Annotated in this window: 12 protein-coding genes; 3 read left to right on the top strand and 9 right to left on the bottom strand. The window is 35.5% G+C overall.

Annotated features, from left to right (window positions below; all coding sequences use genetic code 11):
• Positions 1 to 22: 22 nt before the first annotated feature.
• The 7 genes from MHB65_RS03720 to MHB65_RS03690 form a co-directional block, all read right to left on the bottom strand.
• Positions 23 to 1666 carry an iron ABC transporter permease gene (locus tag MHB65_RS03720; RefSeq protein WP_342442526.1) on the bottom strand — a complete coding sequence of 548 codons (1644 nt, stop codon included), beginning with the start codon at positions 1664 to 1666 and terminating at the stop codon, positions 23 to 25.
• Between the two features lie 3 nt (positions 1667 to 1669).
• Complete coding sequence (locus MHB65_RS03715; protein ID WP_342442525.1) at positions 1670 to 2782, bottom strand: Fe(3+) ABC transporter substrate-binding protein; 1113 nt, start codon at positions 2780 to 2782, stop codon at positions 1670 to 1672.
• A 193-nt stretch (positions 2783 to 2975) separates the two neighbouring features.
• A complete protein-coding gene (locus MHB65_RS03710; RefSeq protein ID WP_342442524.1) occupies positions 2976 to 4037 on the bottom strand; it encodes a Fe(3+) ABC transporter substrate-binding protein in 1062 nt (353 codons plus the stop codon).
• Positions 4021 to 5475, bottom strand: coding sequence for a HAMP domain-containing histidine kinase (locus MHB65_RS03705; RefSeq protein ID WP_342442523.1), 1455 nt, complete (start codon positions 5473 to 5475; stop codon positions 4021 to 4023). Before MHB65_RS03705 ends, MHB65_RS03710 begins: the two co-directional genes overlap by 17 nt.
• The gene (locus MHB65_RS03700) at positions 5472 to 6143 is read right to left on the bottom strand and encodes a response regulator transcription factor (protein WP_342442522.1); all 672 of its coding nucleotides are present in this window, start codon (positions 6141 to 6143) and stop codon (positions 5472 to 5474) included. Before MHB65_RS03700 ends, MHB65_RS03705 begins: the two co-directional genes overlap by 4 nt.
• Positions 6144 to 6787: 644 nt before the next feature.
• The gene (locus tag MHB65_RS03695; RefSeq protein WP_342442521.1) at positions 6788 to 7267 is read right to left on the bottom strand and encodes a hypothetical protein; all 480 of its coding nucleotides are present in this window, start codon (positions 7265 to 7267) and stop codon (positions 6788 to 6790) included.
• A 31-nt stretch (positions 7268 to 7298) separates the two neighbouring features.
• Positions 7299 to 7829, bottom strand: a complete 531-nt coding sequence (locus MHB65_RS03690) for a hypothetical protein (RefSeq protein ID WP_342442520.1) — start codon at positions 7827 to 7829, stop codon at positions 7299 to 7301.
• A gap of 860 nt (positions 7830 to 8689) precedes the next feature.
• Between MHB65_RS03690 and MHB65_RS03685 the strand changes: the two genes are divergently transcribed.
• On the top strand, positions 8690 to 8866 hold the full coding sequence (locus MHB65_RS03685; RefSeq protein WP_342442519.1) for a hypothetical protein: 177 nt from the start codon (positions 8690 to 8692) through the stop codon (positions 8864 to 8866).
• 16 nt (positions 8867 to 8882) lie between these two features.
• Here the strand turns inward: MHB65_RS03685 and MHB65_RS03680 are convergent, their stop codons facing one another.
• Entirely contained in the window at positions 8883 to 9503 is a 621-nt protein-coding gene (locus MHB65_RS03680; RefSeq protein ID WP_342442518.1) for a thermonuclease family protein, read from the bottom strand.
• 133 nt (positions 9504 to 9636) lie between these two features.
• The gene (locus MHB65_RS03675) at positions 9637 to 11376 is read right to left on the bottom strand and encodes an ABC transporter ATP-binding protein (RefSeq protein WP_205441435.1); all 1740 of its coding nucleotides are present in this window, start codon (positions 11374 to 11376) and stop codon (positions 9637 to 9639) included.
• Between the two features lie 121 nt (positions 11377 to 11497).
• On the opposite strand from MHB65_RS03675, the gene MHB65_RS03670 reads away from it, so the two are divergent.
• The gene (locus MHB65_RS03670) at positions 11498 to 12928 is read left to right on the top strand and encodes an ABC transporter permease (RefSeq protein WP_342442517.1); all 1431 of its coding nucleotides are present in this window, start codon (positions 11498 to 11500) and stop codon (positions 12926 to 12928) included.
• Between the two features lie 13 nt (positions 12929 to 12941).
• Positions 12942 to 14438: an ABC transporter permease gene (locus MHB65_RS03665; protein WP_342442516.1), complete on the top strand. Its 1497-nt coding sequence runs from the start codon at positions 12942 to 12944 to the stop codon at positions 14436 to 14438.
• Positions 14439 to 14443 lie beyond the last annotated feature (5 nt).

Genomic DNA, 14443 nt, shown 5'->3' with positions numbered 1-14443 from the left:
TATATTTACATAACACATAAGATCATTTCCTTTCAGGATTAAGTATAAATAGTACAGAAACTAATCCAATTACTATTAACAATAAAGATGGCAATGCAGCATCAAATATGCGTTCATCCGTCGCGTATTGATATGCTTTAGTCGACAACGTATTATAATTAAAAGGTCTAAGTAATAAAGTAAGTGGTAACTCCTTGATGATTTCTACAAAGGTTAAGATAAATCCACTGAGCAACGATCCTTTAATCAATGGAATTTCTACTCTAATAAAAGTTACAAAACTATTTTTCCCAAGTGTTCTGGATACTTCTGAATATGCTCGTGGCATTTTTTCATACCCTGCTTCTAGCGCATTATAGCCAATTGCCATAAAGCGAATTATGTATCCAGTAATTAACATCACTAAAGACAAACTAAGTACCAGTACACCATCACCTTTTCCTATAGCTATATAAAGTGGATTAAGCAAATCATCCAATGAGATGAAAACAGCCAATACTCCAATTGCAATAATTGCTCCTGGCACAGAATACCCAGCTGTTAAGAGACGTGTCAAAACCTGCATAAAAGTAGAATCAAACATTCTGGCAGCCCTAGTAGATATAAGTGCAACCATAAGAATGATTACTGTACCTATAGATGCACCTGTAATAGTATTTAGAATCAAATCAAGAAAATCAGCATTTAGTTGGATACTACCATACTGAATTGACCAAATAAATAATTGAATAATCGGAGCCAGAAATGAAAGTATAAAAATAATCGTGCAAAATATAGTTACTCCCCATGCAGTGAATCCCTTCAGTTGTTGAGGATTAAGTAAATTGCTCCTTTTCGTAGTATTCACATATCTCCTATTTCGGCGTAGGAAGCGTTCAACTATAAACAAACTAATTACACCTAGCATGAGCCAGGCAGCTAACTTCATAGCAGATTGTATATCATACATACCAAACCAAATTTGGAAGATAGCCGTTGATACCGTTTGAACACCGAAATAATTAGCTACTCCATAATCGCTCAAAACCTCGAATATAATTAACATCATTCCTGCTATAATAGCAGGCCTTGCAAGCGGTAGAATCACCTTAAAAAATACAGAAAGAGGTCTATGTCCTAGTAGCCTTGCATTTTCAATAAATGATGCACTCTGATTCTCTAAAAACACTCTTGTCAATATGAAGATGTATGGGAATAAAAATAACGTTAATATGAAAACTGTTCCACGGACTGACATAACCTCAATAGTACCAGGCGATAATATAATGTCAAAATGATTACGCAGTGTCGCTTGAATAATTCCTGTATAACCAGTCATTGAACTATAAGTGTAAGCCGCAATATATGGTGGAATAGCAAGTGGTAGTACAAATGCCCACTTAAAAAAATTACTTAAAGGAAACTTATAACAAGCAACAAGCCAAGCAAGCACAACCCCGATTATTCCAGCCAAAAAGCCAGTATAAAGTACTAGTTTTATTGAACCTAAAATATAATCAGTTAGAAAAAACTGTTTAATTTTTCTCCAATTTTCTGTTGGAGGAAAAAACATCCCCGATAGTACATAAAAGATGGGCAGCAATACAACTGCTGCCCCTAAAAAACTAGTGATTGTCCATCCATTAATATGTTTCCTAACAAAACTATGAAGCAGATTGAACTTCATTTGCTATTTCCAGCCTACTTTATTTGCTATTTCTACAGCTTTTGGATTCAATTCACCATATTTAGCAAAATCAACGTTCTGATGTTTGAAAGAACCCCAGCTTTCCAATAACTCAGGGAGTGTTGCTTCACTGTTGACTGGGAATTCAAAATTAGCCTGAGAAATTTTTGATTGAGACTCAGATGCTGTTAAAAACTCCAATAGTTTAACTGCATTATCTTTATTTTGGCTATGTTTGACGAGACCCGCTCCACTAATATTGATGTGTGTACCGCTTGTTTGTTGATTTGGGAAAAATACGCCAATCTTTTCTGCAACTTTTACTTCTTCAGCATCCTCTGAAGCTGCAAGCTGACCCACATAGTACGTATTCATAAGAGCAACATCTCCTACACCTGATACAATAGCTTTCGCTTGATCACGATCGCCACCTTCTGGTTCACGAGCAAGATTTGCGACAAGTCCTTTTGCCCAATCTTCAGCCTCTTTCTCACCCATAATATCTACAAACGAAGCAAGTAATGATTGATTGTACAAATTTGTCGATGATCTTACGGCAACCTTACCTCTCCATTTATCTGACGCTAAATCTTCATATGTAGACAAATCGCTTGGATTCACTCGGTCCTTGGCATATACGATTACCCTAGCACGTGTAGATAAACCAATCCAATGATTTTCTTTGTCACGTAAATCAGAAGGAACTTGCTTATCTACAACATCAGATACAACTGGTTGCAATATTCCTTCTATTTTTGCAGAATTTAAGATACCACCATCTACAGTTACGAACAAGTCTGCAGGCGTACTTTCTCCTTCACGTTTCAGACGCTCGATTAATTCAGGAGCCTTTCCTTCTACTACATTTACCTTAATACCCGTTTCCTTTGTAAACATATCGTATAGTTCCTGATCAACATCATAATGACGAGCAGTATAAATATTAACCTCACCACCGTTTTCGGTAGTTTTAGATTCGGCCGGTTGTGTAGTCTCCTTCGTCTTAGTATCTTCAGTGTTATTTTTTGCTACATTTTCTGAGCCACAGCCTGTCAAAATCGCTATTAAGCTAATTAGCAAAAATGTTAGTAAAAATGAACTGCGTTTGTTGAACATGTTTTTTCTTCCTCCCTAACTAAATTATAGATGACAATAATTTTCATTCTCATTTATATTTAAAAAAATATATTCATCACCAAATTGAAAGTGAGAATCATTATTACTTAGGTCATCTATAAAATATACTAACAAGGAAAAATGAGAAAACGCTGTGAAAATTAAAATTTAATCAGAATTTAAATTCCCTATACTATTCCCAACCTACTCTTTCAAAAATTTCAGTAGCTTTTTTATGGAAATCACCAAGAATTTCTATATTAATAGACTGTTGTTTAAAATCCCCCCAGGTTCTTAGAATTTCAGGCATTTCCGCCTCTATATTCACTGGGAACTCGTAACTACCTTGAGTAAGCATTGTTTGTCCCTCGCGACTCGTTAAAAACTCCGCAAGTTTAATTGCATTTTCCTTATTTGGAGAATGTCTGGCTAATCCGATTCCGCTAATATTCATATGAGCTCCTGTTGTTTCTTGATTTGGAAACAAGACACCTAGTTTACTCACAATTTCTCTTTCCTCTGAATCTGACGATGCTGACATTTGACCTATATAATAGGTATTCATAATTGCCACATCTCCGACCCCTGTTGCAATTGCCATGGCTTGCGCTTTATCCCCTCCTTCTGGATTCCGAGAGAGATTTCGCACAATACCCTCTGCCCACTTTTCAGCCTCTTTCTCTCCAGATAGCTCAATAAAGGAAGCAAGCAAAGATTTATTGTATAAGCTTGACGAAGATCTAACTAACACCTTTCCTTTCCATTGACTATTCGTCAAATCCTCGTAGGTAGTTAACTCGTTCGGATTTACTCGTTCCTTTGCATATACAATAACTCTAGAACGTGTGGCAATTCCAACCCAATTGTTGTCTTTGTCTCGCCACCCCTTAGGAACATTCCGAAGCAAAGTATCCGAAGTAATTGGTTGAAGTACCCCGCTTTGCTTAGCAAAATTAAGGACACCTCCGTCAACAGCAATGAATAAATCTGCTGACGAATCTTTCCCTTCTTGTTTCATTCGTTCTATAAGTTCCTCTGCTGTCCCTTTAACTTCTTTAACTTGTATACCTGTTCGATTCGTAAACTCCTTAAAAATTTCGTTATCAATTTGATAATGCCTTGCCGTAAACACATTGACTATTGGCTGCTCATCCTCTAAGCTTTCTCCTCTTATTAATTGGAAAATAAAATAAATTGTTATGAATAAGATTGAGGAAACCACTATTAAGAATCTCTTCTTAATCCGCTGTTTCATTGAAGTCAACCTCCTGTTTATTTAGTTGAGAACGACTTGTAAATGAGATAGTCACAGTCGTTCCTGTTCCCTCCTTACTTTGGATAGACATACTACCGTTATATCGATCTACTAGTCGCTTAGCAATGGACAAACCTAGACCTGTCCCTCCTTGCTTCCGACTACGTGCCTTTTCAACTCGATAAAAACGATCCATTACATATGGTAAATCCTTTTCAGGAATACCTATCCCATAATCTTTAACTGTAAAAACAGCCTCATCTTTATGTATAGAACCTGAAATTCTTATAGGTGAACCTTCTGTAGAATATTTAACTGCATTATCCAGTAAGATCGTTATCAATTGTTCCAAATGCCTTTCAGAAATGAATACCTCATAACCCTTAAAATTAAAAAAAGCTGTTTCAAATGTGAATTTAGGGTAGAGTTGTTCCCATTGGCTGATTATATGAAGAATTACCAGATCCGCTCTAAGCGTTACATCAACAGATTCTCCTTCTTCTTTCTCTATTCTTGTTAGAGTAAGTAGTTCATGAACAAGTGTCTTTAGGCGGGTTAACTCATAATAAGAAATGTTCAAAGACTCCTCTAAAGCTTCGGGATCATCCTTACCCCATCGAAGTAAAAGGGACAAATGTCCATCCATAATGGCGATTGGTGTTCTTAATTCATGTGAAGCATCCTCTACGAATTGGCTTTGTCTAGTGAAAGAAAGCTCGACTTGATCCATCATATTATTAAAGATTTTCATTAAAGTGGTGATTTCATCTTCCTTGTCAGGAACATTCATTCGTTCCTGCAGTCCTTTACGTTCGACGTTTTTCATCGTCTTTGCCATAGCCTGAAGGGGCTTCAATAACTGATGCACAAGTAATCCTCCACCTAAACCGCTAAGGATAACCGCCCCTATACCAGATACAATAAATACACGAAATAAAGCTTCCGTCATCTTCTGGAATTGATCCATATTTTTTACGATCTCGATTGTTCCATTAAACGTATGAATTGTAATTGGGCTTCTCATCACAAGTAAGGAATGTTCATATTCATCGACAATGATGATTTCGGTTTCCGCCTTTTGCACTGGATTGATCCAATTTTCAGGGATACCTTCAGACACAGAGATTACCTTATTCCCTTGCTGATCAATAATTCGTATCATTTGATCATTCTGGTTATGTTTGTTTAAATAGGTTCGAACTTTGGGCAGCTCTTCTTGAGTAAAACCAATCTCCCTTTCCAGCAAACCATTCAGGATGCCATTCATATGTTGTTCCACCTGTTTTTTCTCTTGGGCTATCATCCAGTTTTCGACGAAAATATATTGTATGGCATTATAGGCTATGAAGAGTACAAAAATAATGAAAGCAGACCAAAGAGTTAATATCCATTTAATAGGAATGCGTGACAGCTTATGCTTCAATATAAATTGAATCATTTTTTCATAATATAACCAATTCCACGCAAAGTTTGAATATAACTGGCTTTTCCTTGCTCGTCGATTTTATTACGCAAATATCGAATATACACATCCACTACATTAGTATCAACCACAGTCTCAAACCCCCATACTTTATCAAGGAGTTTCTCTCTACTCATCACACGATTAGCGTGTTCCATAAGTGCTGCTAACAAATCAAACTCTCGCTTAGTTAGGCCAATTTCATCGTTCCCTTTCTTGACAATTCTCAAATCAGAATTTAGGTACAAATCCCGAAATGTTAAAATAGCTTGGGGGGCTTCTGTGGCTTCTCTTCTAAAAATAACTCTCATCCGAGCCTTAAGTTCTTCAATTGAAAAAGGCTTGAGCATATAATCGTCAGCACCGCAATCTAGACCAGTTACTCGATCCTTAATACTATCTTTGGCTGTTAACATAATGACTGGTGTATTTTTAGCAGTACGAATCTTCCGACATACTTCCATACCATCCATTTTTGGTAGCATCAGATCCAGTAAAATAACGTCCCAATCTTCAGCAAGTGCAAGATTTAGCCCAGTTACCCCATCATAAGCTAACACCACTTCATTCTTTTCACGTCGCAGCTCCATTTCAACAAAGCGTGAAAGATGCTGTTCGTCTTCAATAAATAATATCCTCTTCATTTCGTTTATTCCTCTCTCAAAGTTTCCTACTAATCTAGTTTAAATAATTATATATATAATGAGAATGGTTTTCAATTAGTGCAATTAGTATAACTATTTATCTCCAGATCTAAAGAACCTATGCTAGCAGGTAGCATAGGCAAAATTAATTGATTCTACAGCTAAGTGAAAATATTATCTTTTAGTCAAACCATTTCTTTCCCTACTACCTTCTAATTAACATCGGTTTAACAATAATGACAAAAACCCTTATAACTACTATTTTCATATTTATGAAAGAAAACTTTATTAAGAGCCAACAGGTGCATTAGTTTAACAAGAATTAAACAACTTTAATATCATATTAAGCAACATAATACGATTAATTTAATTCGTTTTTAAACAACTTTTAAGAGCCTTATTACATATCAAATGTAGTAAGGCTCTGTTTATTATTGAGAAATTAAAAACCATTATTATCTTTTTACATCTAGGGTTCCCTGCGTACTAACGGTTCAGATTAAATCTAAGATTTAAGATTAAATAGAGAATACATTAAGTTTAAAACGCAGAAATTGACCCTTATAATTAAAAAACTACCCATTTTGATATTAGCCTAATCAAAATAAGTTGGTTTGATTTAATATAAATGTATTTTAATTTAATTACTTTATAAATCTTGCCTCAAACATATATTGATCATATAATTTACCACTTTCAAACTGGATTATTGCATCAAGAACGGACTCTAACATTCCAATTTTCCAGATAGTCTCTATTACTGGAACTGTTCCTACTGTTTCAATAGTTCGTTTATATTTTTCTAACTCTAAACTTCTTTCAATCAGTTCTTTAAACGCCTTAAGGGTATTCCCTTCATGCTCAAATGGTCGCTGTAAATTAATATCATTTAATTCGTCTTTATACTTTTTAGTTGTTTGATTTCTCATTTTTTTAGCTTGATCTGCTTGAATTTGCATTGGTCCGTAACGAAATCTTGAGCGCCATGCTACAAAAGTTTTTACTGGAACACCTAGTAACTTAGCACCATCCCACTTCTCCAATTCTTTTTCTACACAAACTTCATACATAACATCCTTTAAAGGCTTCCCGAATTTTTCTTCTACAATGATTTTGTAATCCAAATCTATCACTCCTAAACCATTCGTAATTTCATTAAACCTTTTTTGATTCAAAGTACAATTTTAAATTACTTTTTCTTAATTTATTAGCTTCTTTAATTAAGTTGATTTTTTTCTCATGTATTTTTTTTAGTGAGCTTATTGCATTTTCTACGATTGCCGGAGCATTATTTCCTAAGTTTGGTAAATTCTTATTTAAATATTCATATATAGCTTTTTTTTCAATATCGGATGGTACGGTTGGCGCTAGAGGCAACTCGAATGGTGATTTGGTATCTACCAATTCTTGAGGCGTATTATATAGAAACTGAAAAGCATTTTGTAGCATCCTTCGTTGCCTTTCATCAGTCACCTCATAGACCCCTTTTGAATCAAGAGTAATTCGATCAAATTCAACCATTACTAGTTTGTCTGGTTTTCTATTTTTTGTTCTGTAATACAACATAACCTTTAAGACGTCCTGTTCTGAAAGCTCCTTTATTTCTTTGAATCTCCCATTTTTAGGGTTAGGAACCTTATAAATTTTATTCTCTTTTGAAATATACAACCATTTTATACCACCCATAATCAATCCCCCTAAAAATAATAGAACATTTGTTCTTTTTTAGAATTATAACGAACAGATGTTACACGTTCAATTTATAAATAACTTATTTGACTTTATCTTTACAAAACTTTCAAATAGAAGAAACTCTACTAATTGACATGCAATTTAGTTAAAAAACTAAAATTGGACATTCGTATAATCAATGCTTTGGAAAAAAATCCACGAGGATTAATACCTCATGGATTTCGTTTTAAGTAAAATAATATTTTTTGCTTCAAGTGTTACTTCTGCATATCTTTAGGTTAAGCAACCTTAATAGATCGTAAAGTTAAAACGATTACGATATCATGTAAATCAAAAATAAATTCATCTCCTTCTATATGTTATTGATAATCATTTTCATTTGAATGTTCTATGGAGAAGTATAACTTTATTTTATGTGAAAATCCTGTGAAGGGTAAACTTGTTACATTACTAAAGAAGCTAGGAAAAATCGATGTATTTTGAAGTATCATTAAGGAATGAAAGAATAATTAATAAACCTATTTGTGTGGGGAGACAACGAATAACTGAACAAACATCTTATTATGCTAAAAATAAGTTTTGTATAGCTAAAGAGGAGTAGGTTGAACTATTTCTAGTTCATATTAACATTTCCAAATCAAAGGTTATTTTTAAAATAATTGATTCTTCATCGTAACTCTTGGCTGATTTTATAGTAATTCAATGATCAACTATTTTTGTGACATTTAGTGTAGCTCTCTTTCTGTACTTGGTCAATGGCTATATACTTACTGCTTCAACCCCATCTTGACATCACCTTTAATACTGTACAAAAGTTGAAACGCCACTATCACCAAAATGGGACTTGCCAATCAATGTCGTGTCGAGGAGTCTATTGGAGCTATGCTCACTTTGGACATTTTAAAGAAGAAGTAAACATCAAAGAATACGAAAAGTTAGAAGAGGTAAAACAAGAAATAAAGGAATTTAAAAAGCTGCTACCTGTAAGATACAGACAGCAGCTTCCTAGCCTTTTTGAAATTGTCTTTTAACAAGCGGCTTTTTAGATTATTGAACTACTTCCGGATGGAATCCATCTTTTTGGAAGTAATCATCATGTGACCAAATATTTAATTTTGCATCCTGTGCTTTTTGCTGAATAGCTCTAAAGGCATCTTCAAATGTGTTGTTTGGCTTATGAATATAACGTACAACTGCTAGACCTTCCTTTAATAAAGATTCCTGCAATAACACATCATCTACAAAAACATAAGCTAATAAGCGATCATAATTGTCTGTTTCTGGTCCAACATCATAGACCGCTTCAATTTTTTGAGCCTTTTCCAATAAATTGATCGTGTACTCTTTTGCTTGTTCAGCATATGGCTGGGCGCCACCTTTATTGTAATTCATTTCAGGTGTATCCACCATTAACAGACGAATTTTTCGTTTCTCATCATTAATTGTCGCCTGAATCGTATCCCCATCATATGCTTTAATATAGTCTATCTCAAAGCGTTTATTTCCTGTTTTTTCTTCCACTTGTTCAATGGATATAGTACCTTGCTGATCTGTAACTGATTTTGTATCTTGATCTTCTGCAGGAGATCTGCCAAATATCATATACAATGCTACAGCCAGAATAATCGTACCACTTGTTATTAATGTTTTTATATCTTGCATTTTCATGTAGTAGGCCCCTCACAACTCATCATCTTTTCTTATACCTACGACTCGTATAAGTTGTGTAACTCATCATCAGGAAGACAAAAAGTTTCACGATGTTTCTATTGTAAAATATCAAGCTACTACATTCAAGCTATCACATTGTCACAGCTACCCAATGATTAGGAGAAACCTCTACTAGCTGACTATTTTCTACCTCATAACGTACTTTTACATCTTCTGCATGTTCAGCATCGCTATATTTCTGCTTCTCTATTGCAGGATCTGGAATAGGAATGGAGCGTAATAATGCACGTGTATAAGGATGCTGTGGATTAGCATATAGCTCTTCACTTTCTGCCAATTCAACAATTTTCCCACCATACATGACCGCAACACGATCACTGATATGCTTCACCATGGATAGATCATGGGCAATAAATAAATAAGTCAAACCAAGTTTTTGCTGTAATTCCTTTAATAAATCAACAATCTGCTTTTGAATAGAAACATCCAGTGCTGATAAGGGTTCATCACAAACAATAAAGTTTGGCTCGACTGCTAATGCTCTAGCAATCCCAATTCGCTGACGTTGACCACCTGAAAATTCATGAGGATAACGCATCGCATGTTCTTTCTTCAAACCGACAAGTTCAAGCAATTCCTCTACTCGTTGTCGTCTCTCTTCATGTGTCTTCACCAGACCATGAATATCAAGAGCCTCTCCAATAATATCTAAGATTTTTTTGCGAGGATTTAACGATGAATAAGGGTCTTGGAAAATAATTTGCATATGACGACGCATTGCCTTTAGCTGTTTTTTCGTTAGTCTTGTTACAGGTATTCCTTGATATAGAACCTCGCCATTTGTAGGCTGATGAAGCTGGAGAATCGTCCGACCTGTAGTCGATTTACCTGAACCAGATTCACCAACCAAGCCTAATGTTTCACCAGGATATATATAAAATGATAAATCATTCACAGCTTTCAGCGTTTGACCACGGCCTAATGGAAATTCTTTCGACAGATGGGTTACTTCGATTAAAGGCTTATGTCGATCGATACCTGGCTGAATAGTAGCAATCTCTTTTGGTTGCTTTTTCTCATGCAGCTTTGGTAACGCATTCAATAATTTCTGGGTGTACGGATGCTGGGCATTTGCAAAAATTTCTTCCGTTGTGCCCTGTTCAACTATTTCTCCTTCTTTCATCACAATGATGCGATCACACATACCTGCAACAACGCCTAAATCATGTGTAATTAAAATAATAGACGTCCCCATTTTCTTTTGCATGTCGCGCATCAATTTTAGAATTTGAGCTTGAATAGTAACATCCAGTGCTGTTGTTGGCTCATCCGCAATAAGCAGTGATGGATTACAAGCAAGTGCCATAGCGATCATCACACGTTGACGCATACCACCTGAAAATTCATGGGGATATTGTCGATACCGTTCTTCTGCATCTCCAATACCAACCAGTTTTAATAACTCTATTGTTTGTTGATAGGCTTCGGTTTTTGACATTGACTGATGCTTGATTAAACTTTCAGCCACTTGATCTCCTATTCGAATAGTAGGGTTTGTGGATGTCATTGGATCTTGAAAAATCATACTAATATCTTGTCCACGAATCCCTTCCATTTGTTTTTCACTAAATTCAGTGAGTTCTTGCCCTTTAAACACAATAGTACCAGATTTCAGAAATGAAGGTGGAGATGGTAATAAACGCATAATGGAACGAGCCGTTACACTTTTCCCGCTACCAGACTCTCCTACAATTCCGAGTGTTTCACCTTTATTTAGATGGAAGCTAACGTCCTTAACAGCTTCGAATTCTGTCTCCCCTGTGATAAAGGACACGCGAAGATTATTGATTTCTAAAAGCTTTTCATTCATTCGACCCATCCTTTTTAAAATTTGTGATTGACTTACTTACAAGTATAATCCATACTTTACAATACTGATAGGAATTATACAATATAATGCTGAATATTTTATTTACGTTTGGAGGAAATGCATGGTTACTTCAAAAAATCATTTAAAACCTGAGAAATTTATTTTCTTTTCTACGGTTTATCAAAAACTAATGCATCAAAAGCCTTATCATCTCATTCTTTTTCTTTTAAGTATTTTAGTTCACCCTTTTACATACTTTATCTATCGGAAAAGAAAACATTCTAACACTTATGATCAGGCTTTTGCATTGCGTAGTCAATACTATCTAGAGCATGGGCTGGTTGCACAATGGCAAAAAGAATTTGAGCAACAAGAAATAGCAAAAGCTACATTTTTTAAAGATGCTGTATTGGAGTCACAAATTCAGGCAACAGCCAAGCAATTAGCTCAAAGAAAACTACAACAGCTAGTGGATCAAGATTTACAAAAAGAGGGCATACAACAACTATCCTATGACCAATTTTTTAATCAGCAACTAACAAACAAACGTTTTGTAGCCCTTACCTTTCTACCAGCTGTTTTATTTTATGTAGTACTGATCTTATTTGCGAATCCATTTCTGCAATTTATCATTGAACGTATTTTACAAAGCTTCATTGTGATTGTTGGTGTGGCTACATTAGTGTTTACCATTTTATATTTATCACCATTTGATCCAGCAAGAAACTTACTTGGAGTTGAAGCAACACCTGAGCAAATAGCAAACTTTAATCGCATTCACGGTTTGGATCAACCTTATTTATCGCAGCTTTGGAACGCATTATCTGGCCTATTTACATTTGACTTAGGTACATCCTTTGCAGGTAAAGAAGATATAACACACAGCATTGCTACAAAATTCCCTGTCACACTTGAAATAGCCGTGTTGTCATTGTTAATGGCTATCGCCATAGCTATTCCAGTCGGTATTATTTCAGCTGTTCGTCCAAATTCATATTTGGATTATACATTTATGTTCATTGCTTTAATCGGCTTATCCATTCCAAGCTTTTGGCAAGGTTTAATTTTTATTTTGACATTTGCTCTAAAGCTACAATGGTTTCCAGCCACCTATAACCCTCATAATTGGTTATCGCTCATCATGCCCATTATCGTCTTGGGAACATCCATTACAGCATCCATTGCTAGGATGACAAGGTCGAGTATGCTTGAGGTGATTCATGAGGACTACATTATTACTGCAAAAGCAAAGGGCTTAAATGAATTCAAAGTCATTTCAAAACATGCCATTCGCAATGCCATGATTCCGATTATTACGGTGATTGGACTTCTTTTTGGGGGTATGTTGGGAGGCGCATCTGTAACAGAAAAGGTATTCAACATTAGTGGGATTGGCAGCTATATCGTCGATAAGCAATTTATCCCTGATATTCCGGCCATTCTTGGCGGCGTTGTTTATATCGCCATCACCATCTCGATTGTCAATTTATTTATTGATATCATGTATGCCTTTTTTGATCCACGCATTCGCTCGAAAATGAAGAAGTCTTAAAGGAGGATCACCTGTGAAAAACATCTTACATGTCAAACTACTTTTGAAGATTACACAGGAATATGTCAATTCTCATTTTACTTTTGTCTTTTCCTTACTGTTTTCTTTACTATTTCTAGCCTATAGCTATAATTTTTCCAGCAATAGCTGGCGACCTGTGGTTCTGCTCTTTTTTGTTATTTATGCCATTACCACGGCATATGTTGCCTTCGTCAATTTACGAATTAAAAAGGATTTAGCAAAGCATGGTGACATTCAAAAAAGCACTCGAATGTTTGGCTATCCCCTTTTAGTAACGATACTGTCAGGCAATATTTTTTCGACATCCTTTGCATTTATGCTTGTGTCAAAAAGAAAGACTGCAGAATATACTTTTGCTGCTTATGCCTTTATCACACAACTATTTATCTTAGGTATTGCAGCGTTGAATTTATTTAAGCCATATGTAACAGATACCTTTTTACTGGCAATGGGCGTTTTTTTGGTACTCTCGCTTCTTTATATCGTGATGGCCGTTTTATGTACAAAATATGTCACAGCAACTGAGGCACCAAAATGGATGCTCATTCCAGGTATTGTCCTGCTATTGGCCACTTTCACTGGTAATCTATTTGCGACTTTACTAGGATATAGCCTTATTCAAAAGGCTCGAAAGGCTAATCCATCTTCTATTGAGAAGTGGCAAAAAATATGGGAAAAGATTTTACGCAATACGATGGCTGTGTTCGGCTTATTCTTTATTATTTTCATGTTTTCGTTGTCCGTTACAAGCTCTTGGACTTTTGACTATGACTTCGCTACGGAAAATAACTATGGAGCATTGCTACAAACACCGACATTAGAATATCCACTAGGTACAGATAATTATGGCCGAGATTTATTTTCTCGTATTGTATTTGGAGCACAAATATCGTTAATCGTCGGATTTTTCTCAACGATTATCCCCGCAGTTATTGGTGGAGCATTAGGAGCATTTTCAGGCTATTATGGTAAATCCACTGACAATATCATCATGCGGAGTCTCGATATTTTATATGCCATTCCTGGGATATTGTTAGCCATTGCAATTATCGCCGCTTTTGGTGCTAATACGGTGAATCTCATTATTGCACTTAGTGTTGGGGCAATTCCAACCTATGCTCGTACAATGCGGGCAAATGTTATGCAGCTTGCCAATTATGAATTTGTAGAATCGGCTAGAGCTTTAGGTGCATCTGATGCTGCTATTATTTTCAAGCACATTGTTCCCAATTCTTTAGCACCCATGATTGTGAAAGCAACATTAACGATTGGCGGAGCTGTTATTTCAACAAGTAGTTTAAGTTTTTTAGGGCTAGGTATTGAGCCGCATATTCCCGAATGGGGCAATATTTTAAAAGTTGGTAGTACGTACCTGGAGACACATTCATATGTCGCTATTTTCCCAGGTCTTTGTATTATGCTTCTTGTCCTCTCCTTTAACTTCTTAGGAGACGGTTTACGAGATGCTTTAGATCCAAAAACAAATTAATCGGA

It is taken from the genome of Lysinibacillus sp. FSL K6-0075, from assembly GCF_038592945.1.
In the GTDB taxonomy this organism is placed as follows: domain Bacteria; phylum Bacillota; class Bacilli; order Bacillales_A; family Planococcaceae; genus Lysinibacillus; species Lysinibacillus fusiformis_F.
The sequence above is the reverse complement of the archived record's forward strand: the minus strand, read 5'-3'. Positions and strand labels throughout refer to the sequence as shown.

Coding starts and splice junctions, on each gene's coding strand:
- MHB65_RS03705 (WP_342442523.1), bottom strand. CDS start 5,475: ATGATTCAATTTATATTGAAGCATAAGCTGTCACGCATTCCTATTAAA.
- MHB65_RS03700 (WP_342442522.1), bottom strand. CDS start 6,143: ATGAAGAGGATATTATTTATTGAAGACGAACAGCATCTTTCACGCTTT.
- MHB65_RS03690 (WP_342442520.1), bottom strand. CDS start 7,829: ATGGGTGGTATAAAATGGTTGTATATTTCAAAAGAGAATAAAATTTAT.
- MHB65_RS03670 (WP_342442517.1), top strand. CDS start 11,498: ATGGTTACTTCAAAAAATCATTTAAAACCTGAGAAATTTATTTTCTTT.
- MHB65_RS03715 (WP_342442525.1), bottom strand. CDS start 2,782: ATGTTCAACAAACGCAGTTCATTTTTACTAACATTTTTGCTAATTAGC.
- MHB65_RS03720 (WP_342442526.1), bottom strand. CDS start 1,666: ATGAAGTTCAATCTGCTTCATAGTTTTGTTAGGAAACATATTAATGGA.
- MHB65_RS03685 (WP_342442519.1), top strand. CDS start 8,690: ATGTCGTGTCGAGGAGTCTATTGGAGCTATGCTCACTTTGGACATTTT.
- MHB65_RS03680 (WP_342442518.1), bottom strand. CDS start 9,503: ATGAAAATGCAAGATATAAAAACATTAATAACAAGTGGTACGATTATT.
- MHB65_RS03710 (WP_342442524.1), bottom strand. CDS start 4,037: ATGAAACAGCGGATTAAGAAGAGATTCTTAATAGTGGTTTCCTCAATC.
- MHB65_RS03675 (WP_205441435.1), bottom strand. CDS start 11,376: ATGAATGAAAAGCTTTTAGAAATCAATAATCTTCGCGTGTCCTTTATC.